Source organism: Streptomyces sp. SLBN-31, assembly GCF_006715395.1.
Taxonomy (GTDB): Bacteria; Actinomycetota; Actinomycetes; order Streptomycetales; family Streptomycetaceae; genus Streptomyces.
This window is the reverse complement of sequence record NZ_VFNC01000001.1, coordinates 1,818,658-1,839,191: the sequence shown is the minus strand read 5'-3', so window position 1 is coordinate 1,839,191 and position 20,534 is coordinate 1,818,658. Positions and strand designations below refer to the sequence as shown.

Sequence of the window (20,534 nt, the reverse complement as noted above, 5' to 3'; positions counted from 1 at the left end):
CCTGTCGGCACCGCCGGAACTGGGCCGGAAGGCCGCCCGGCCAGGACCGCCGGCCCCAGGCGCACCAGGGGACGCGCCGCCTAGCGTTCCGAGCCATGGAGAACGATCAAAACGCTCGGCGGGATCGGCCGCGCGGCGAGCAGGGCTGGCCGCTCGCGGCCCGTCGGCTGCTGACGCGGCGTGAGGTCTCGGCCGACGGCCGGGCCGTGTTCGGTGAGAACGACGGCAAGTGGGAGGGCTTCTACCGGGAGCGGTGGGCGCACGACAAGGTGGTGCGCTCCACGCACGGCGTGAACTGCACGGGCTCCTGCTCGTGGATGGTGTACGTCAAGGACGGCATCATCACCTGGGAGCACCAGGCCACCGACTACCCGTCGATCGGCGCCGACTGCCCGGAGTACGAGCCGCGCGGCTGCCCCCGGGGCGCGTCGTTCTCCTGGTACACGTACTCGCCCAGCCGGGTGCGCTACCCGTATGTGCGGGGCGCGCTGCTGAAGCTGTGGCGCGAGGCGCGCCGGCGGCTGGGCGACCCGGTGGCGGCGTGGGCGGAGATCACCTCCGACCCGGCGAAGGCCCGCGCCTACAAGCGGGCGCGCGGCAAGGGCGGTCTGGTGCGCGCCGACTGGGACGAGGTGGCCGAGCTGGTGGCCGCCGCGCAGGTGCACACCGTCAAGGAGTACGGGCCCGACCGCGTCGCGGGGTTCTCGCCGATCCCGGCGATGTCGATGGCGTCGTTCGCCGCGGGGGCCCGGTTCATGTCGTTGATCGGCGGCACGCTGCTGTCGTTCTACGACTGGTACGCCGACCTGCCGATCGCCTCGCCGCAGGTCTTCGGCGACCAGACGGACGTGCCCGAGGCGGCCGACTGGTGGAACGCCGGCTACCTGGTGATGTGGGGCTCCAACATCCCCGTGACGCGCACGCCCGACGCGCACTTCCTGACCGAGACCCGCTACAACGGCACCAAGGTCGTCGCGGTGAGCCCGGACTACGCCGACAACGTCAAGCACGCCGACGAATGGCTCGCCCCGCATCCCGGCACGGACGGGGCGCTGGCCATGGCGATGGGGCACGTGATCCTGCGCGAGTTCCTGGTCGACCGTGAAGTTCCATACTTCCGCGACTACTTGAGGTCGTTCACGGACGCGCCGTTCCTGGTGACCCTGCGCGAGAGCGAGCACGGTCTGGTCCCGGACGGGTTCCTCTCCGCGGCCGACCTCGGGCACGACACGGAGCACGCGGAGTCCAAGACGGTGCTCCTGGACGCGGCCACCGGTGAACCGGTGGTGCCCAACGGCTCGCTCGGCTTCCGCTGGGGGGAGGCCGAGCGGGGCCGCTGGAACCTCGAACTCGGCGATGTCATACCGGAGCTGAGCCTGCTGGGTTCGGCCGATGAGACGGCCGAGATCGCCTTGCCGCGCTTCGACGAGGGCCCCACCGAGGGCGGTTCGGTGATGACGCGCGGGGTGCCGGTCCGCACGGTCGGCGGCCGTCTGGTGACCACCGTCTTCGACCTGATGCTCGCCCAGTACGGTGTCCACCGCCCCGGCCTGCCGGGCAGCTGGCCCACCTCCTACGAGGACGCCTCGCAGCCGTACACCCCGGCCTGGCAGGAGACCGTCACCTCGGTGCCGGCCGAGCAGGCCGCCCGTATCGCCCGTGAGTTCGCCCGCAACGCGGAGCGCACGCAGGGCCGTTCGATGATCGCGATGGGCGCCGGGACCAACCACTGGTTCCACTCCGACACCATCTACCGCGCGTTCCTGGCGCTGACGACGATGACCGGCTGCCAGGGCGTCAACGGCGGCGGCTGGGCGCACTACGTCGGCCAGGAGAAGGTCCGTCCCGTCACCGGGTTGCAGCATCTGGCGTTCGCCTTCGACTGGCAGCGGCCCACTCGGCACATGGCGGGCACCTCGTACTGGTACCTGAACACCGACCAGTGGCGCTACGAGGCCTTCGGGCCCGAGGAGTTGGCGTCGCCGCTCGGTTCGGGCCGCTTCAAGGGCAAGGGGTTCGCCGACACCCTCGCGCAGGCGGTACGGCTGGGCTGGACACCCGGCCACCCCGGTTTCGACCGCAACCCGCTGGACCTGGCCGACGAGGCCGCGGCCCAGGGGCGACCGGTCGCCGAGCACGTCGTCGACGAACTGAAGTCGGGGCGGCTGAGGTTCGCCGTGGAGGACCCGGACGACCCGGCCAACTTCCCGCGCGTGCTGACGGTGTGGCGGGCCAACCTGCTGGGCTCCTCCGGCAAGGGCAACGAGTACTTCCTGCGCCATCTGCTGGGCACGGACGCGGCCGTCCGCTCCGCCGAGACCCCGCCCGAGCACCGGCCGCAGGAGGTCGTCTGGCACGACGAGGCGCCCGAGGGCAAGCTCGACCTGCTGGTCGCGATGGACTTCCGGATGACCTCCACCGGCCTGCTCGCCGACGTGGTCCTGCCGGCCGCGACCTGGTACGAGAAGGACGACCTGTCGTCGACGGACATGCACCCCTTCGTGCACGCCTTCACCCCGGCCATCGCACCGCCCTGGCAGGCGCGCACCGACTACGACACCTTCCTGACGATCGCGGACCGGTTCAGCGAGCTCGCCGTCGAGCACCTGGGCACGCGCACCGACGTCATGGCGGTGCCGCTGCAGCACGACACCCCCGACGAACTCGCCCAGCCCGGCGGTGTGGTGCGGGACTGGAAGGCCGGCGAGTGCGAGCCCGTCCCGGGCCGGACCATGCCGAAGCTCGTCACCGTCGAACGCGACTACACGGCCGTGGCGCAGAAGATGCGGGCGGTCGGCCCGCTCCTCGACACGCTCGGCACGACCACCAAGGGCGTCACCGTCCACCCCGACCGGGAGATCGAGGACCTGCGCCACCGCAACGGCACCGTCCGCGAGGGTGTGGCCGCCGGCCGCCCGTCGCTGGCCACCGCGACCGACATGTGCGAGGCGATCCTCGCCCTGTCCGGCACCACCAACGGACGCCTGGCCACGGAGGGCTTCCGCCGGCTGCAGGAGCAGACGGGCAGCGAGGGACTGGTCGAACTCTCCGCCGAGCGGGAGGCGGAACGGATCACGTTCGCCGACACCCGCACCCAGCCCCGGGCGGTCATCACCTCCTACGAGTGGTCGGGCTCGGAGACCGGCGGGCGGCGCTACTCGCCGTTCGTCATCAACACCGAGCACCGCAAGCCATGGCACACCCTCACCGGCCGCCAGCACTTCTTCGTCAGCCACGACTGGATGACCGAGCTGGGCGAGCAACTGCCCGTCTACCGGCCGCCGTTGAACACGCCCCGGCACTACGGGGACGAGCAGCTGCGGGACGGACGCGCGGAGGTGACGGTGCGTTACCTCACCCCGCACTCGAAGTGGTCCATCCACTCCAACTACCAGGACAACAAGTACATGCTCGACCTGTCCCGCGGCGGTCCCGTGATCTGGATGTCGACCACCGACGCCGAGAAGATCGGCGTGAAGGACAACGAGTGGATCGAGGCCTACAACCGCAACGGCGTCGTCGCCGCCCGCGCCGTGGTCACCCACCGCATGCCCGAGGGCACGGTGTACATGTACCACGCCCAGGACCGCAACGTGAACGTGCCGAAGACCGAGGTCAGCGGCAAGCGGGGCGGCATTCACAACTCCCTGACCCGGCTGCTGCTCAAGCCCACCCATCTCGCGGGCGGCTACGCGCAGTTCACCTACGCATTCAACTACTACGGCCCGACCGGAAACCAGCGCGACGAGGTCACGGTCATCCGCCGTCGCTCGCAGGACGTGGAGTACTGACATGCGTGTGTTGGCCCAAGTGGCGATGGTGATGAACCTCGACAAGTGCATCGGCTGCCACACCTGTTCCGTCACCTGCAAACAGACGTGGAGCAACCGCACCGGCGTGGAGTACGCCTGGTTCAACAACGTCGAGACCAAGCCCGGAGTCGGCTATCCGCGCCGCTACGAGGACCAGGAGCAGTGGAAGGGCGGCTGGATGCTCGACAAGCGCGGACGGCTCGTCCTGCGCTCCGGCGGCCGGGTCAGGCGGCTGCTGTCGCTGTTCGCCAACCCCGACCTGCCGTCCATCGAGGACTACTACGAGCCGGTCACCTACGACTACGACAACCTCGTCGGCGCCCCGGCCGGGCAGGACATCCCGGTCGCCCGCCCCCGCTCCGTGCTGACCGGCCGGCCCACCGCCATCACCTGGGGCGCCAACTGGGAGGACGGCCTGGGCGGCGCGCCCGAACACGCCGGCGGCGACCCCAACCTCTCCGGCGAGTGGGCGCAGAAGGTGAAGTTCGAGTTCGAGCAGACCTTCCTCTTCCACCTGCCCCGCCTGTGCGAGCACTGCCTCAACCCCGCCTGCGTCTCCGCCTGCCCGTCGGGCGCGATGTACAAGCGGACCGAGGACGGCATCGTCCTCGTCGACCAGGACCGCTGCCGGGGCTGGCGGATGTGCGTGACGGCGTGCCCGTACAAGAAGGTGTACGTCAACCACGCCACCGGCAAGGCCGAGAAGTGCACGTTCTGCTTCCCGCGCATCGAGGCCGGCCAGCCGACCGTCTGCTCGGAGACCTGCGTCGGCCGACTGCGCTACCTCGGACTGCTCCTGTACGACGCCGACCGCGTCGGCGAGGCCGCGGCCACCGCCGACGAACAGGACCTGCTGGACGCCCAGCGAGGGGTCTTCCTCGACCCGAACGACCCCGAGGTGATCGCCGCAGCACGGGAGTCGGGCATTCCGGAGGACTGGCTGGCGGCCGCCCGCCGCTCCCCCGTGTACGACCTGGTCTGCCGCTACCGGGTCGCCCTGCCGCTGCACCCGGAGTACCGCACGCTGCCCATGGTCTGGTACGTGCCGCCGCTGTCCCCGGTGCTGGACGCCGTCACCGGCGCGGGCGGCGACCAGGACGACCCCGACCACGTCTTCGCCGCCGTCACCCGGCTGCGCATCCCGCTGGAGTACCTGGCGGAGCTGTTCACCGCCGGCGACACCGACGTGGTGGCCGGAGTGCTGATGAAACTCACCGCGCTCCGCTCCCACATGCGCTCGCGCACACTCGGCGAGCAGGCCGACGAGAAGGCGCTGGCGGCCGTCGGGCTCACCACCGGAGAGGCCGAGGACCTGCACCGGCTGCTCGCCGTCGCCAAGTACGCCGACCGCTACGTCGTGCCGGCCGCGCACAAGGAGGACGCGGCCGCGCTGAGCGCCATGGAGAACCGCTGCCCGGTGGAGACCACCGGCGACCCCCAGCCCCGCAAGGTGATGCTCGGCATCCCCACCCTGCGCCGCGCATCCGACGGAGGACGAGCATGAGCCCCCTGCCGACGACGATTCCCGCGCTCGTGCGCACCCGCGTCCGGGCCGCCGTACGCCGGCCCGGTCGGCTCACGCCCGAGGAGACCGCCGGCCGGGCACTGACCCTGCGGCTGGTGTCGCTGCTGCTGCAGTACCCGGACGAGGAACTGACCGATTCACGAGCCGAGTTGACGACCGTGGTGGCGGCCCTGCCGGACACCCCGGCGGCGGAGTACCTGGCACGCTTCACCGACTGGTTCGCCGCGCAGGAGCCCGAGGCACTGCAACGGCACTACGTCGAGATGTTCGACCTGCGCCGCAAGAGCAGCCTCTATCTCACCTACTACCTGCACGGCGACACCCGGCGCCGCGGCATGGCCCTGCTCACCCTGAACCAACGCTACCGCGCGGCCGGTTGGGACACCGACGGGGGCGAGGTGCCCGACCACCTCCCGGTCGTCCTGGAGTTCGCCGCCCTGGCGGGCCCGGGTGGCGGTGAGGCACCGCTGCGCCAGCACCGCCGAGGGCTGGAGCTGATCCACCGGGCGCTGACCGACGCCGACTCGCCCTACCGGCACGTCCTGGCCTCGCTGCTCACCCTGCTGCCGCCGCCCACCGAGGCCGACCGGGAGGCGGTGGCCCGGCTCGTCGCCGAGGGCCCGCCCAACGAGGACGTCGGACTGGACCCCTACGGCACCTACGGAGACGGCGAGTTCGCGCCTCCGGGCACCTTCGTGCCGCCGCCGCCCGCCCCGCCGACCCGGGTACCGCCCGCCCCGACCAGCCGTACGGAAGGCCCCCGATGAACGCCCCGCTGACCCTGTCGGCCACCGCCGCGGCGAGCAGCACCGATCTGCTGCTGTGGACCGCGTTCCCCTACATCTGCCTCGCCGTGTTCGTGGTGGGGCACGTCTGGCGGTACCGCCAGGACCAGTTCGGGTGGACCTCGCGCACCAGCCAGCTGCTCGAGCACCGCTGGCTGCGCTGGGGCAGCCCGCTGTTCCACCTCGGCGCCTTCGCCGTGATCGCCGGACACGTCGTCGGCCTCGCCGTCCCCGCGTCCTGGACGGAGGCGGCCGGGATCAGCGAACACGCCTACCACACCACGGCCGTCGCGCTGGGTTCGGTCGCCGGGGTCGCCATGGTCACGGGCCTGGGCATGCTGTGCGCCCGCCGGCTGCTCGCCCGCCGGATCCGCCTCACCACCGACCGCAGCGACAAGCTGCTCTTCCCCCTCCTCTCCCTCACGGTCCTGCTGGGCTTCAGCGCCACCGCCGTGCACAACGTCCTCGGCGGCGGCTACGACTACCGGGAGACCGTCTCCGTCTGGTTCCGCGGCGTCTTCACCCTGCGCCCGCAGCCCGAGGCGATCTCCGGGGCGCCGCTGCTGTTCCAGCTGCACGCCCTGAGCGCCTGCCTGCTCTTCGCCGCCTGGCCCTTCACCCGGCTCGTGCACGTGTGGAGCGCCCCGGTCGGCTATCTCGTTCGGCCCTACCTGGTCTACCGGCGGCGGGCCGGCACACCGCCCGCCCCGGCGTCGGCCGTCCGAACGGAGTCCTCCTCCGGCTCGCGCCGCGCGGCATGAGCGGCGACCTCGCACCCGCCCCGGACACGGTGCCCGCCCCGCGTACGCGCGCGGTGGGCGCCGGACGCCGTACCGGCTACGTCATGCTCGTGGCCGGGGTCCTCGGCTGGTTCGCCTCCTTCCAGCTCACGGTGGACGACTGGCGGCTGCTGAAGAACCCCGCCTACCGGCCGCCGTGCAACATCAGCCCCGTCGTGAGCTGCGGCAGCGTCATGTCCAGCGCCCAGGGCAGTCTCTTCGGGTTCCCCAACATGCTGCTCGGGCTGGGCGCCTTCGCCGCCGTGGCCGCTCTGGGCGTCGCCGTGCTGGCCGGGGCCCGTCTGCACCCCCGGTTGTGGCTCGCGCTGGACGCCGGGGCACTGGTCGGAGTGGTCTTCGTCCACTGGCTGATGGGCCAGTCCCTGTACGAACTGAACAAGCTCTGCCCCTACTGCGCCGGGGTCTGGGTGGTCACCATCGCCCTGTTCTGGTACCTGACCCTGCACTGCCTGGAACGCGGGATCCTGCGCGCGCCTCGCGGCGTGGTCACGGTCCTGCGGGACACCCACGGGCTGCTGCTGGCGGGCTGGTACGGGGTGATCGTGATGCTGGTGCTCACCCGTTTCTGGTCCTACTGGAGCGGCCTGGTCTGAGCGGCGAGCCCGGCGGCGCGGCGATGTCGCGAACCTCCCGCAGCGCGGGATGGCGCTGCCGTATCCGGCGCTCCAGCCGCTGGTGCAGGGTGAGCCAGGAGGCGGGGCAGCCGTGGCAGGCGCCGCGGAGGCAGACGGTGACGACGCCGTCCGTCACGTCGACGAGGTCGATGCCACCGCCGTGGGAGCGGACGAAGTCGCCCGTCTCACCGGCCAGTACCTCGACCACCACCCCGTACAGCGCGGCGTCGTCGGCACCGGGGCCCGCGCCGGCGTCCACGATCCATCCGGCGGGGTCCTCGAGAGCCGTGTGCAGCGCGGTACGTACCCGGGGGCCGTCCTCGGCCCAGGTGCGGCCCGGCCCCAGACGGGTGACGACCGCCGTGGCCTCCAGGGAGATCGCGGCGAGGGTGCCGTCCGCGAGGAGCGCGGCCGGCGCCGCCGGTACCCGGGCGAGCGCGCCGGTGCCGGTGAGTGTCCCGGCCGGGACGATCCAGCGCAGTTCGTCGGGCCGGCCCGTGGGCTGGGGGTGCAGGGGGACCATGGCGCGGCTCACCCGCCCAGCAGCACGGTGACCGTGCGGGCCAGGTAGGCCATCAGCCAGGCCAGGACGGTCAGATAACCGAAGGCGGTCGCCGGCCATCGCCAGGTCCCGGTCTCCCGGCGCAGGACGGCGACGGTGGCCATGCACTGCAGCGCGTAGACGAAGTAGACCAGCAGGGCGGCGACGGTCGGCGCGGTGAACACCGGTTCCCCGGCGCGGGGTCCGCCGGTGTGCGTCATGGACCGCAGTGCCTGCTGCGGCTGTTCGGGGTCCTCGGCGGCGGCGACCTGGCCCAGGGTGGCGACGAAGGTCTCGCGGGCGGCCTGGGCGGACAGCACGCCGACGTTGATGCGCCAGTCGAAGCCGAGCGGGTCGAAGACCGGGGAGACCAGGCGGCCCAGGCCGGCGGCGTAGCTGTGGTCGACGGTGTACGCGGACACCGCCACGGCGTCGGTGGTGTCGACGCCGGCCGTGCGCAGCTGCGCGTCCGTGTGCAGGGGCAGGTTCAGCAGCAGCCACAGCAGGACGCTGGTGGCGACGATGACGGTCGTGCACTTGCGCAGGAAGGCCCGCGCGGAGGACCACATCGCGACCAGCACCGCGCGCGGGGCGGGCAGCCGGTAGGGCGGCATCTCCATGAAGAACGGCACGGCCGCGCCGCCGCGGTCGCCGATCCTCTTGAACGCCCAGGCGGCCAGCATCGCGGAGACGGCTCCCAGCAGGTACAGGCCGAACATGACCAGGCCCTGCGCGCCGAACGGGCCGACCCGGGTCCCGGGGTCCACCAGCAGGCCGATGAGCAGGACGTACACCGGGAGCCGCGCCGAGCAGGTCATCAGCGGGGCGGCCATCATCGTGGCCAGGCGGTCCCTGGCCGAGGGGAGGGTGCGGGTCGCCATGATGCCGGGGACGGCACAGGCGAAGGACGACAGCAGCGCCACGAACGCGCGGCCCTCCAGTCCGAAGCGGGCCATCACCCGGTCCATCAGGAACGCCGCCCGCGCCATGTAGCCCACGCCCTCCAGCAGGGCCAGGAGCAGGAACAGCAGCATGATCTGCGGCAGGAAGACCACCACGCCGCCCACACCGCCGATCAGGGCGTCGCCCAGGAGTCCGGACAGCCATGGATTGCCGACGTGGGCGTCCACTTGGCCCGACAGCCAGGTGAACAACGCCTCGACGCGGTTCTGGACGGGGGCGGCCAGTGTGAAGACGGTCTGGAAGAACAGCGCCATCACCGCGAAGAACACCACGGTCCCCCACACCGGGTGCAGGAGCACCGCGTCCACGCGCTGCGTGACCAGGTGGCGTTCGGGGGGCCGGTAGCCGGCGAAGGCCAGGACCGATTCCGTCCAGGCGTCCCGCTCGCCCGCGTCGGTGGGCGGCGGCACGGCCGGTGTCGGCCAGCCGCGCCAGGTGCTGAGCAGCTCGCGCAGCCGCGCGATGCCCAAGCCGCGGTGGCCCACCACGGGCAGCGCCGGCACGCCGAGGGCCCGCGCGAGGTCGTCGACGTTCAACAGACCCTGTCGGCGGGCCAGTTCGTCGGTGAAGGTGACCACCACGCAGGCGGGCAGCCCGCGGGCCAGGACCTGGGCGACGAGCCCCAGGGAACGGCGCAGCGTGGTGGCGTCCACCACGACCAGCAGCGCGTCGGGGCGCTCCGTTCCCGCCGACCGGCCGTCCAGGACGTCAACGGTGATCTGCTCGTCGGGGCTGATCGGTTCCAGGCTGTAGGTGCCCGGCAGATCCTCCACGACGTGGCGGTGCCGCCCCGAGCGGGAGGTTCCGACGAAACGGCAGACGGTCACGCCGGGGTAGTTGCCGGTCTTGGCGCGCAGGCCCGTCAGCCCGTTGAAGACGCTGGTCTTGCCCGAGTTGGGGGCGCCGACCAGGGCGATCCGGGGAGTTCCGGTCTCGGTCACCCGCCGGCCGTCGGCGTCGTGGCAGCCGGCGCTCACCGCTCCACCCCGGTGACGCGCACGCACGCCGCCTCGGTCCGGCGCAGGCACACCTCGTAGTCCTTGACCCGGTACAGGACCGGATCGCGCAGCGGAGCACGGCGTACGACCTCCACCACCGCCCCGGGTGTGAACCCGAGGTCGTGCAGACGCCGGACGACCGCGGGGCCTTGGCCGAGGACCTCGGTCACCGCCGCCCGCGCCCCGGGGTCCAGATCTGCCAGAGAGCGCGGCGCGGCCGCGTCGACCTCGTCGGTCACGCCGATCTCGTCGGTCTCGTCGACAGCCCTCATGTGCGTCTCCACCCCATCGCGCCGGGAGGCTTGTGAGGCAAGGCTAACCTCACTCGCCTGGCGCAGAGGTCGGTCTCACGGCCCTGGAACGCGGGCCCTTCGGTCCCTTGGGCCAGGACCACCGGGCCCTGCCCGGTCCCCGGCCGGGCAGTGGTCCGGCCGCCTCCCCGGCACGGGAGGCGGCCGGCTGTGACCGGGACGGCGGGCCACCGCTCCCACCCGCGGCCTTCGGGTATGGAGAACGCTCGGCGCACGGGTGTCAGCGGCCTTCCGCGGCTCCTGCCGTCCGGTTCCGGGAAGAAGCATCGCCGACCTGCGCGGGCGGCACACGTGCCGAACAGCCCTACCGACGGGGGCTGTTGGTCCTGTGCGGCGCTGCCGACATCTGTGCCCGCGCTGGCCGCCGCCCCTTGCCGCACGGACACTGGTCACCATGCAGAAACTGTCACTGGACGCTCTCGCCCGCGAACACCTCGAACGCGCCGCGGCCGCCGCCACCGGCCGCAGCGCCACCACCGTGTACGGGGGTCACGAACACGTCCTCCGCCAGACCGTCCTCGCCCTGACCGCCGACACCGAGCTGGCCGAGCACGAGAGCCCCGGGGAGGCGACCCTGCTGGTCCTGCGCGGCCGGGTCCGCCTCATCAGCGGCGACACGTCCTGGGACGGCAGGACCGGCGACCTCATCGCCATCCCCGACGCCCGCCACAGCCTGCGCGCGGTCGAGGACGCCGTCGTACTGCTCACCGTCGCCAAGGCCTGACGGCACGGCTCTTTCAGAGGTCGTTCGGCGCGCCCAGGCCGGTGAGCGCCCCCACCGGGTCCAGGTCCGGCGTGCCGCGCGGCCACCAGTCGTCGTGGCCCGGCTCGGACTCGTAGGCGTACCAGAGGCCGTCGCGGCCGAGGCGGAGCTGGACGTGGCCGCGCGGGTGGGTGAGGTGGTTGTGCCAGGGGCGGAAGGCCGGGAGGTCCGCGGCGAGGAGGAGGGGACGGGCGCGGTCGAAGCGGCCGGCCGGCGGGTCCCACGGCTCCTCCAGGACGGCGAGTCCTTCGAGACCGCCCTGCCGCCAGGCGGCGACGGCCCGCGCGAGCTCGGCCGGGGTGCGGCCGGACGCGGAGGCCAACGAGGCGTAGAGGGACCGGGTGGCCGCGGTGAGGCCGGAACCCGGGCGGGCGGCGGCGACCCGGACCGCGTCCTGCCACAGCGTCAGCTCGGCCACGGGATCGCGGCCGGTACTGAGCAGGGCGTGCGCACGGGCGGCGGCGTCGGTCGCCAGCTGGTCCAGCGCGAAGGGGTCGGGGCCGCCCGGTGCCGCCGGGTAGACGGGGGGCTGCCCGGGGTGCGGGGGCACGGGCAGCGGCGGTGGCAGGGGCGGGAGTTGCCCCGTCGCCAGGACGGCCTCGGCGGCTCGGACACCGGGGAGCCGCGCCGGCTCGCGCTCCTGGGCGGCGCGGGCCGCCCGGGCCGCGTTCAGCCGGGAGAGGGCGTCGAGCAGTTCTCGCTCGCCGCGTCCGCGCAGCAGAAGCAGCACGAAGGGGTCGGCGTCGAGCAGCCGGGCCGTCTGGTAGCACAGGGCGGCGGCGTGCTTGCAGGGGTGGCCGCGGTCGGGACAGCTGCAGTGCGGGTCGAGGTCGTGCGGACCCGGCAGCAACGGCACCCCGCAGTCGGCCAGCGAATGCGGCAGCTCCTTGTCGAGGAGCGCGGCGATGTGTCCGGTCCGCTCGACGGCGGCTTCCAGGAAACGCTGCCAGTCGGCGTCCTCCAGCGTGCGCAGCCGCACTTGCACCCGGTACGGGCGCGGGCGGCTGCCCTGCACGTACGCGAGCACCAGGCCCGGCGTGACGGTGATGGCGTCCACGTGCCCCTGTTCGGCGTAACTCCGGCCGCGGGCCAGCCTCTTGGCGTCCAGGGCGCCTTCCTCCAGGGCGGTGACCCACGCGTTTCCCCACCAGGTCCGCGCGAACGCCCCGGAGGCCGGGGGCGGCAATGCGGGGAACGTGCGCCGCAACTCCCCGTCGCGCGACGGGGCGGCCATGGACGGGGCCGGCGGAGGAGAGGTGGGCACAACGTCAGGGGCGGTGGGCGGGACGTCCGCGTCGGCCGAACCTCCCGTGCCGGTGCGCTCGCCGCGCGTGGTCTCGTCTTCCGGTGGGGCCTCGTCGGAAGGCATCCGGAACGCCCCGGCCAGCAAGTCCCGCACGGCATGCGCCTGACCACCCGGGAACCGCCCGACCGCACCTCCGCGCGTCGCCTCGCCCGTCGAAGGCCGCCCGACCGCGCCTCCGCGCGTCGCCTCGCCCGTCGAAGACCGCCCGACCGCTCCCCCGCGCGTCGCCTCGGCCGTCCGCTCGGCGCGACGCGGCCCCCACGCGGGCAGACCCCCCGCCCGCTCACCGGCCTCCTCGTCCCGCCGCGCCCTGCTGCGGGCGGCCCGCAACGCTTCGCGTGCGGCGTCCGCGGGCCGCACCCCGTCAGCGCCGGCGTCGGCGCGCCGGCCGCCCGAGGCGGCCAGGGACGGCTGCGCCGCGTCGGCACCCCCGGCCTGCCGGCCGCCGGACGACTCGGTCTCCTCCTCGCCGAGGAAGCGCTCCGCTCCGCCCTCGCCGGCAGGGTCGCCCTGCTCCGCCGCGGACGGTTCCGCGCCGGGCCGGGCGTCGGCGGCAAGGGCCCGCCGCAGTGCCGCACGCGCGGCATCACCCGGGCGGGCCTGCCCGTGCCGAGGCTGCCCGGACGGCTCCTCTCCCGTCGCGGGAGCGCCCGCCATGGACACCTCCTCGACCGCTCCTCCGGGTGCGGCCCCTTCTTCCGCACCTGCGACGGCGGTTGGACCGTCGGGCGATGCGGGTCGGTCCGGCGCCGGTGTCCGCGTCTCGCCTCCCGCGCCCTCCTCCCCGTCCCGCAGCCGACGCTCCCGGGCCTCCCGCAGGGCGCGGCGGGCCTCGTCCGCCGGGCTCGGGGTCATGACGGCCTCCTGAGGGACACCAGGTCGGAGAGTTCGCGGTCGGTCAGTTCGGTCAGTGCCGACTCGCCGGAGCCGAGGATGGCGTCGGCCAGGGCGCGCTTGGCCTCCAGCATCTCGGCGATGCGGTCCTCGACCGTGCCCTCCGTGATGAGGCGGTGGACCTGCACCGGCTGGGTCTGGCCGATGCGGTAGGCGCGGTCGGTGGCCTGCTCCTCCACCGCCGGGTTCCACCAGCGGTCGAAGTGGACGACGTGGCCGGCGCGGGTGAGGTTCAGGCCGGTGCCCGCCGCCTTCAGGGACAGCACCAGCACCGGGGTCGCGCCGGCCTGGAAGCGGTCCACCATGCGTTCCCGCTCGGGGACGGGCGTGCCGCCGTGCAGCAGGTCCACGGGGACCGCCCGGGCGGCCAGGTGGGCGGTGATCAGCCGGGCCATGCCGACGTACTGCGTGAAGACGAGCGCCGAGCCGTCCTCGGCGAGCAGCGTGTCCAACAGCTCGTCCAGGAGGGCGAGTTTGCCGGAGCGGGCGAGCAGGCGGCCGTCGGTCACGGCGGCCGTCTCCTCCTTCAGGTACAGGGCGGGGTGGTCGCAGATCTGTTTCAGCGCGCCGAGCAGCTTCAGCACCAGGCCCCTGCGCGCAATGCCCTCCGCCGTCTCGATGGCCAGCATCGATTCCCGGACCACCGCCTCGTACAGCGAGGCCTGTTCACGGGTGAGCGGTACGGGGTGGTCTGTCTCCGTCTTGGGCGGCAGCTCGGGGACGATGCCCGGGTCGGACTTCTTGCGGCGCAGCAGGAAGGGCCGGACCAGGCGGGCGAGCCGCTCGACGGCCTCGGCGTCCTCGCCGTTCTCCACCGCGCGCGCGTGCCGGGCGCGGAAGGACTTCAGGGGGCCCAGCAGACCGGGCGTGGTCCAGTCGAGCAGGGCCCACAGCTCCGAGAGGTTGTTCTCGACGGGCGTGCCGGTGAGGGCCACGCGTGCCGGCGAGGGGATGGTGCGCAGTGCCTTCGCCGTCGCGGAGTACGGGTTCTTGACGTGCTGTGCCTCGTCCGCGACGACCATGCCCCAGCGCTGCTCGGCGAGGCGCGGTGCCGCGGTCCGCATGGTGCCGTAGGTGGTGAGGACGAAGCCGCCGGTGAGGTCCTCCAGGCTGCGGTCGGGGCCGTGGAAGCGGCGGACGGGGACGCCGGGCGCGAAGCGGGTGATCTCCCGCTGCCAGTTGCCGAGCAGGGAGGCCGGGCAGACGACCAGGGTCGGTTCGCGGTGGGCGCGCTTGAGGTGCAGCGCGATGACCGTGATCGTCTTGCCGAGTCCCATGTCGTCGGCGAGGCAGCCGCCGAGGCCGAGGGAGGTCATGAGGTCCAGCCAGGCCAGGCCGCGCAGTTGGTAGTCGCGCAGGGTGGCGTGCAGGCCGGCCGGGGGTTCGGCGGGGCGCACCCCGGTGGTGAGGCGCTCGCGCAGGGTGGCCAGCGCGCCGACCGGGACCGCTTCGACCGTCTCGCCGTCGACCTCCGCGCTGCCGGTGAGGGCGACGGACAGGGCGTCGACCGGGTCGAGCAGGCCGAGTTCCCGTTTGCGGGCCCTGCGGACCAGGGCCGGGTCGACCAGCACCCAGCGGTCCCTGAGGCGGACGACCGGGCGGTGCGCCTCGGCGAGGGTGTCCATCTCGGCCTCGGTGAGCGGGTCGCCGCCGAGCGCCAACTGCCACCGGAACTGCAGGAGTTCCTCGCTCTCGAAGAAGCCCGTGCCGTCGGTCGCCGAGCCCGGGGCGGGGCGGACCACGGCGGCGGCGGAGAGGTCCTGGGCCAGGTCCCGGGGCCAGTGCACGGCGACGCCCGCCGCCGCGAGACGTGTCGCCGCCACCCCTAGCAGGTCGCCCAGCTCCTCGTCGTGCAGGGCGAGGACGTCGGGCACGTCCTGTTCGGCGAGCCGGTCCAGGGGCGGCCAGATGCGGGCCGCGCGCCGCACGGCGAGGGCGGCGTCCACGCGTGCGCGTGGGCCGAACGCGGCGTCCGCCTCGCCCGCCCACAAGGCCGCCGCGTCGACGACGAGGGTGGGGTCGGCGAGGCTGTGCACCTGGACGATCGCTGCACCCGCCGTGCGCACCGACTCCTCGCCGTCGAACAGCTCGTAGGCGGACAGGTCCAGGCGGAGGGAGATGCGCACGCCGGCGTCCATGCCGGCGGCGACCTCCGCGGCCCAGTCCTGGGCGTCGGGCAGGCGCTGCGGGCGGCGGTCCGCGAACGGCCTGCCGCAGGCGTGCGGGGCGGCCGGAGTGCGGGGAAGGGTGTCCGCGACCGCGTCCAGGAAGGCGCGCATCAGCGCCTCCGGCTCGGGCAGCAGCAGCGGGCCGGGGCCGGGCAGCGGGACCGCGTGGCCCTCGTGGGGCAGGGCGGCGGCGACCGCCCTGAGGTGCGCGATGTCGTCGGGGTCCAGGGGGCCGGCCCGCCAGGCGTCGTGGCCGGTGGCCGTCAGGCCGGGCAGCAGCCGGCCGCGGGCGACGAGCCGCAGCGCGTGCAGTGCGACCGCTCCCCAGCAGGCGGTGGCGGGGTGGGCGGCCGGGTCACGGCGGGCGCCGACCAGGAGGGGCAGGGCCTCGCCGACGGGAAGGGTCAGCGCTGGGGCGCTCCTGCGCCGGACGCCGGACGCGCCGTGCGGTCGTACGACGGTGAGCTCGGTGTCCTCGGCGGGCAGCGGGGCGCCGTCGGGGTCCCAGAAGGCGATCCGGCCGTCCCTGGGCAGGGGCGCGGGCAGGAAGACGGCGGCGAGGCGGACGGGGATCCCCGCTCCCGCGTGTTCGGCCACCACAGCCGTGTCGCCCATACGACCTGTCACCTCCCGGCCCGTGTGTCGGATCAGACGTCTTCGACTCTACGGGCGGGGTCTGACAGTCGGCCCCGACGGCCCGGCCGGGGCCGACTGCCTACGGAACAGTGCGGGAGACGACGTAGAAGAACGGGTTGTTCGCGTCGGACATGTTCACGATGACGTCCTGTGTGGGCGCCGGGTCCTTCTGCTTGTGGACCAGGCCGTACCAGGGGCCGGGGCGGGTGAACCGCCAGCCGGTGATCTTCTGGTCGCGCGCGCTGATGGTGATGTCGTCGCGCTTGAGGTCGGCGCGGCTGACGCCCATGTCGTGGAGGAAGACGTCGAGGTTGCGGACCGGGGTCTGGAACTGGACGTAGAGCCGGCTGGTCTTCCAGTTGTTCGTCTCGTAGTAGGCGACCTTGCCGGAGGGGTGCGGCATCGGGACCTGGTAGATGCGGCGCTGGACCTTCGACGGCCAGCCCTTGGTGAGGCCGGTCGCCGAGTACTTGGCCTCCTTGTCCTTGCCGCTGTTGCGGCTCTGGTTCGCGGAGATCACCAGATAGCCGGCCGGGACACCGATGAGCAGCACGATGATGAGCAGGGTGAGCGCCCTGCGGCGGATCATGTGCCGGCGGTCCTCGGCGGGCTGCCCGGGCTCGTCCGGGGGCGCCGCCTGACGCGGCAGCGATGCCGTCATGCGGTGTCCCGGGTGGAGCGGCGGCCCTCGGTGTACCGGGCGTAACGCTCGTAGCGCTCGACCCGGCGCCGGTTGGCGCGGCGGAAGCGGCGGGCGACGAGCCGGGCGAGGTCGGCGGCGCCCACCATGCCGGCCTCCGGGCCGAGCTGGGCGCGGACGATACGGGCCTCGGGGCGGTAGCCGCGGCCGGTGAGCTGACGCTTGAAGGCGTCGCGGGCGGGGGCGATGAGCAGGTCGTCGGCCGCGGAGACACCGCCGCCGATGACGAAGCAGGAGGGGTCGAGGGCCGCGGCGAGGTTGGCGATGCCGACGCCGAGCCACTGCCCGATGTCCTGCAGCAGCTCGATGCACATCGCGTCGCCCTCGCGGGCCAGCTCGGTGATCATCGGGCCGGTGATGTCACCGATCTGCCCCTTGACGTGCTCGATGATCCCGTACGCGACCGGCGAGTCGGCGGCGGCCAGTTCCTTGGCCTCGCGGACCAGGGCGTTGCCGGAGCTGTACTGCTCCCAGCAGCCGCGGTTGCCGCACGGGCAGCGGTGTCCTCCGGGGACGACCTGCATGTGCCCGAACTCGCCCGCCACGCCGTACTTGCCGCGCTTGACCTGGCCGTCCTCCAGGATCGCGCCGCCGATGCCGGTGCCGAGCGTGATCATGACCAGGTGGTCCTCGCCGCGGCCGGCGCCGAAGCGCCACTCGGCCCAGGCGGCGGAGTTGGCGTCGTTGTCGACCAGGACCGGCACGGCGAGGCGCCCGGCGAGGCGGTCGCGCAGCGGCTCGTTGCGCCAGGACAGGTGGGGGGCGAACAGCACGCGGTTGCGGTCCGCGTCGACCCAGCCGGCCGCGCCGATGCCGACGGCGTGCACGTCGTGGCGGTCGGACAGGTCCAGGACCAGCTCGACGATGGTGTCCTCGACGACCTTGGGGCTCTTGGACTTGTCCGGGGTCTCCGTGCGGAGCTTCTCCAGGATGTTGCCGTCGGCGTCGACGACGCCTGCCATGACCTTGGTGCCCCCGATGTCGATGCCGACCGTCGGCACGCGGGGTGCGGTCAGGTGCGAGCGGCGCTCGCGGGTGCCGACCGTGCGCAGGGCCGGGGCACGCCGGGAGCCTATGGGGGCCGTGAAGTTGCCGTAGGTGCTCATCAAGGCCCGATTGTGCCGCACGCTCACGCTGGGTGCCGAGCGGGGGAGCGAGCGGGGTCACGCGTCGCGTGCCGGCCGGCGGTGCGACGCGGCTGGTGGCGCGGTTCCGCGCGCACTCCTCGGGGCGTGCAATTGTCGTGACTTTATGACAGACCCCACATCCGAGACGGGACTTCAGCCCCGCACGAGCAGCTGGAACTCGAAGGAGTAGCGGCTCGGCCGGTACGTGTGCGTGCCGTACTCGACCGCCCTGCCCGTGTCGTCGAACGTGACGCGCTGCATCGTCAGCAGCGGGGCGCCCTCCTGCTCGGCGAGGCGCTCGGCCTCCGCCAGGGTGGCCGCGCGCGCACCGATAGTCTGCCGGGCGCTGTGCAGGGTGATGCCGACGGCCCGCATCATCCGGTACAGACCCGTGGCCTCCAGCTGCGCCGTGTCCAGGTCGAGCAGGCCCGGCGGGATGAAGTTGCACAGGTACGCCATCGGCTCGCCGTGCGCGAGGCGCAGCCGTTCCACCTGGTGGACGTCGCTGTCCTCGGCGACGCCCAGGGCCGCGGCGACCTCGGCGGTCGCCGGGACTACGGCGTTGACCAGCACCTTCGTCGCGGGGCGCTGGCCGGCCGCCTCCAGGTCGTCGTAGAGGCTGGAGAGTTCCAGCGGGCGTTTGACCTGGCTGTGCACGACCTGGGTGCCGACCCCCCGGCGGCGCACCAGCAGGCCCTTGTCGACCAGGGACTGGATGGCCTGGCGGACGGTGGGGCGGGACAGGCCGAGCCGGGCCGCCAGCTCGATCTCGTTGCCCAGCAGGCTGCCGGGCGTGAGCGCTCCGTGCTCGATCGCCGCCTCGAGCTGCTGCGAGAGCTGGAAGTACAGCGGGACGGGAGAACTCCGGTCCACGCTGAGTTCGAGCGACACGGTCGGGTCCACTTCAGGTTTCGGCACGCGCCGAGCGTAGCTCCACACGTTGTTGACGGGAAGTTGTGTAGTTCGATTGTCCGGACATACGCATTGACAGCGCGACCACCAAACCCTCACTTTGTTTTCATGCGCATCGGGGTCATCGGTACGGGGCGGATCGGCACCATCCATGCGAACACGCTGAGCCGCAATCGCGAGGTGGGGTCCCTGATCCTCACGGACGCGGATCCCGCGCGGGCCCAGGAGCTCGCGCTCCGCCTGGGGGAGACGGCGGCGCCGGGCGTGGACGAGATCTTCAAATGGGGCGTCGACGCCGTGGTGATCACCGCCTCGACCGCCGCCCACGCCGAACTGATCGGTCGGGCAGCACGCTCGGGGCTCCCGGTCTTCTGCGAGAAGCCCATCGCCCTGGATCTGCCGGGCACGCTCAACGCGATCTCCGAGGTCGAGACCGCCGGGACGATTCTTCAGATGGGGTTCCAGCGCCGCTTCGACACCGGGTACAAGGGCGCGCGGGACGCGGTGCGCTCGGGCCGGCTCGGGCGGCTGCACACCGTCCGCGCCCTCACGTCCGACCAGGCCCCTCCCCCGCCGTCGTGGCTGCCGCTGTCCGGCGGGCTGTACCGGGACACCCTGATCCACGACTTCGACATGCTGCGCTGGGTGACGGGGCGCGAGGTCGTCGACGTGTACGCGGCCGGGTCGGACGCCGGGCCGCCCATGTTCCGGGAGGCGGGCGACGTCGACACGGGCGCGGCGCTGCTGACCCTCGACGACGGCACGCTCGCGACGGTCACGGCGACGCGGTTGAACGGCGCCGGGTACGACGTCCGCATGGAGCTGGCCGGGGAGCTGGACCAGATCGTCGTCGGCCTGGACGACCGCACGCCGATCGCCTCGACGGAGCCGACCGGCCCGCCCGCCGCGGACAAACCGTGGTCGGGGTTCCTGGAGCGCTTCGGACCCGCCTACGAGGCCGAGCTGGGCGCCTTCGTCGAGGTCGTGCTCGGGCAACGGGCGAACCCGTGCGACGGACGCGAGGCACTGCAGGCCCTCAGGATCGCCGAGGCCTGCGAGATCTCCCGACGAGAACGCAGACCGGTGGTACTCGCGGAAATCCCGGGCCGGGTGGAGTCGGCGTTCCGGTGAGCGGCCGGGCACGGTGGGCAGCTTGGGGCGGTAAGCGGCTTGGTGCGGTGAGCCGCCCGGGGCGGTGGGCAGCTTGGTGCGGTGGGCAGGTTGGTGCGGTGAGCTGCCCGGGGCGGTGAGGCCCCAGGCTCGCGAACCCGCCCGGCGCACGTCGGCGCCACGGGCATCCCGTCCGGTGCGGGTCGGCCCCAGGCCCGCTGAACCACCCGGCACGGAAGGGCCCCAGGCCCGCGAAGCCGCCGGGCGCGGTAAGCAGCGTGGCGTGGTAAGCCGCCCAGCCTGGTGAGCCGCCGAGCGCGGTCGGCCGCCCGGCGCGGAAGGGCCCCAAGCCCGCCAAACCGCCCGGCGCGGGTCGGCACCACGGACATCCCGCCCGGCGCGACTCGACCCCAGGGCCGCTGAACCACCCAGCACCGAGGGGGCCCCAACCCCGCCAAACCGCCCAGCACAGAGGGCGCCCCAACCCCGCCAAACCGCCCCGCACGAGTCAGCACCACGGACATCCCGCCCGGCGCGACTCGACCCCAGGGCCGCTGAACCACCCAGCA

At 73.3% G+C, this 20,534-nt stretch carries 15 protein-coding genes; 7 read left to right on the top strand and 8 right to left on the bottom strand.

Annotation, left to right across the window (positions count from 1 at the left end):
• Nucleotides 1-95: 95 nt before the first annotated feature.
• The 5 genes from FBY22_RS08425 to FBY22_RS08405 are packed head-to-tail and all read left to right on the top strand — an operon-like array spanning nucleotide 96 to nucleotide 7,515.
• Nucleotides 96-3,791 carry a nitrate reductase subunit alpha gene (locus FBY22_RS08425; protein WP_142143752.1) on the top strand — a complete coding sequence of 1,232 codons (3,696 nt, stop codon included), beginning with the start codon at nucleotides 96-98 and terminating at the stop codon, nucleotides 3,789-3,791.
• A 1-nt stretch (nucleotide 3,792) separates the two neighbouring features.
• Complete coding sequence (gene narH / locus FBY22_RS08420; protein ID WP_142143750.1) at nucleotides 3,793-5,316, top strand: nitrate reductase subunit beta; 1,524 nt, start codon at nucleotides 3,793-3,795, stop codon at nucleotides 5,314-5,316.
• Complete coding sequence (gene narJ / locus FBY22_RS08415) at nucleotides 5,313-6,104, top strand: nitrate reductase molybdenum cofactor assembly chaperone (protein ID WP_142143748.1); 792 nt, start codon at nucleotides 5,313-5,315, stop codon at nucleotides 6,102-6,104. Before narH ends, narJ begins: the two co-directional genes overlap by 4 nt.
• Nucleotides 6,101-6,883, top strand: a complete 783-nt coding sequence (narI, locus tag FBY22_RS08410) for a respiratory nitrate reductase subunit gamma (RefSeq protein ID WP_142143746.1) — start codon at nucleotides 6,101-6,103, stop codon at nucleotides 6,881-6,883. Before narJ ends, narI begins: the two co-directional genes overlap by 4 nt.
• On the top strand, nucleotides 6,880-7,515 hold the full coding sequence (locus FBY22_RS08405) for a vitamin K epoxide reductase family protein (protein ID WP_260844747.1): 636 nt from the start codon (nucleotides 6,880-6,882) through the stop codon (nucleotides 7,513-7,515). The genes narI and FBY22_RS08405 overlap by 4 nt, the downstream gene beginning before the upstream one ends.
• Here FBY22_RS08405 and FBY22_RS08400 read toward each other — a convergent pair.
• The 3 genes from FBY22_RS08400 to FBY22_RS08390 are packed head-to-tail and all read right to left on the bottom strand — an operon-like array spanning nucleotide 7,478 to nucleotide 10,310.
• The gene (locus FBY22_RS08400; RefSeq protein ID WP_222127749.1) at nucleotides 7,478-8,071 is read right to left on the bottom strand and encodes a NifU family protein; all 594 of its coding nucleotides are present in this window, start codon (nucleotides 8,069-8,071) and stop codon (nucleotides 7,478-7,480) included. The genes FBY22_RS08405 and FBY22_RS08400 overlap by 38 nt on opposite strands.
• The gene (locus FBY22_RS08395; RefSeq protein ID WP_142143742.1) at nucleotides 8,068-10,017 is read right to left on the bottom strand and encodes a ferrous iron transporter B; all 1,950 of its coding nucleotides are present in this window, start codon (nucleotides 10,015-10,017) and stop codon (nucleotides 8,068-8,070) included. The genes FBY22_RS08400 and FBY22_RS08395 overlap by 4 nt, the downstream gene beginning before the upstream one ends.
• On the bottom strand, nucleotides 10,014-10,310 hold the full coding sequence (locus FBY22_RS08390) for a FeoA family protein (RefSeq protein WP_142143740.1): 297 nt from the start codon (nucleotides 10,308-10,310) through the stop codon (nucleotides 10,014-10,016). Before FBY22_RS08390 ends, FBY22_RS08395 begins: the two co-directional genes overlap by 4 nt.
• 433 nt (nucleotides 10,311-10,743) lie before the next feature.
• On the opposite strand from FBY22_RS08390, the gene FBY22_RS08385 reads away from it, so the two are divergent.
• Nucleotides 10,744-11,073, top strand: a complete 330-nt coding sequence (locus FBY22_RS08385) for a cupin domain-containing protein (RefSeq protein ID WP_142143738.1) — start codon at nucleotides 10,744-10,746, stop codon at nucleotides 11,071-11,073.
• A gap of 13 nt (nucleotides 11,074-11,086) precedes the next feature.
• Here FBY22_RS08385 and FBY22_RS08380 read toward each other — a convergent pair whose 3' ends face one another.
• From FBY22_RS08380 to FBY22_RS08360, 5 genes are all read right to left on the bottom strand, one after another.
• The gene (locus tag FBY22_RS08380) at nucleotides 11,087-13,273 is read right to left on the bottom strand and encodes an SWIM zinc finger family protein (RefSeq protein ID WP_142143737.1); all 2,187 of its coding nucleotides are present in this window, start codon (nucleotides 13,271-13,273) and stop codon (nucleotides 11,087-11,089) included.
• Complete coding sequence (locus FBY22_RS08375) at nucleotides 13,270-16,095, bottom strand: DEAD/DEAH box helicase (protein ID WP_142143735.1); 2,826 nt, start codon at nucleotides 16,093-16,095, stop codon at nucleotides 13,270-13,272. Before FBY22_RS08375 ends, FBY22_RS08380 begins: the two co-directional genes overlap by 4 nt.
• A gap of 100 nt (nucleotides 16,096-16,195) precedes the next feature.
• On the bottom strand, nucleotides 16,196-16,777 hold the full coding sequence (locus tag FBY22_RS08370; RefSeq protein WP_142143733.1) for a sugar kinase: 582 nt from the start codon (nucleotides 16,775-16,777) through the stop codon (nucleotides 16,196-16,198).
• On the bottom strand, nucleotides 16,774-17,922 hold the full coding sequence (locus FBY22_RS08365; RefSeq protein WP_142147448.1) for an ROK family glucokinase: 1,149 nt from the start codon (nucleotides 17,920-17,922) through the stop codon (nucleotides 16,774-16,776). The genes FBY22_RS08370 and FBY22_RS08365 overlap by 4 nt, the downstream gene beginning before the upstream one ends.
• Before the next feature lie 174 nt (nucleotides 17,923-18,096).
• Entirely contained in the window at nucleotides 18,097-18,834 is a 738-nt protein-coding gene (locus FBY22_RS08360) for a GntR family transcriptional regulator (protein WP_174267190.1), read from the bottom strand.
• Nucleotides 18,835-18,963: 129 nt separating this feature from the next.
• On the opposite strand from FBY22_RS08360, the gene FBY22_RS08355 reads away from it, so the two are divergent.
• On the top strand, nucleotides 18,964-19,986 hold the full coding sequence (locus tag FBY22_RS08355) for a Gfo/Idh/MocA family oxidoreductase (RefSeq protein ID WP_142143731.1): 1,023 nt from the start codon (nucleotides 18,964-18,966) through the stop codon (nucleotides 19,984-19,986).
• Nucleotides 19,987-20,534: the final 548 nt, after the last annotated feature.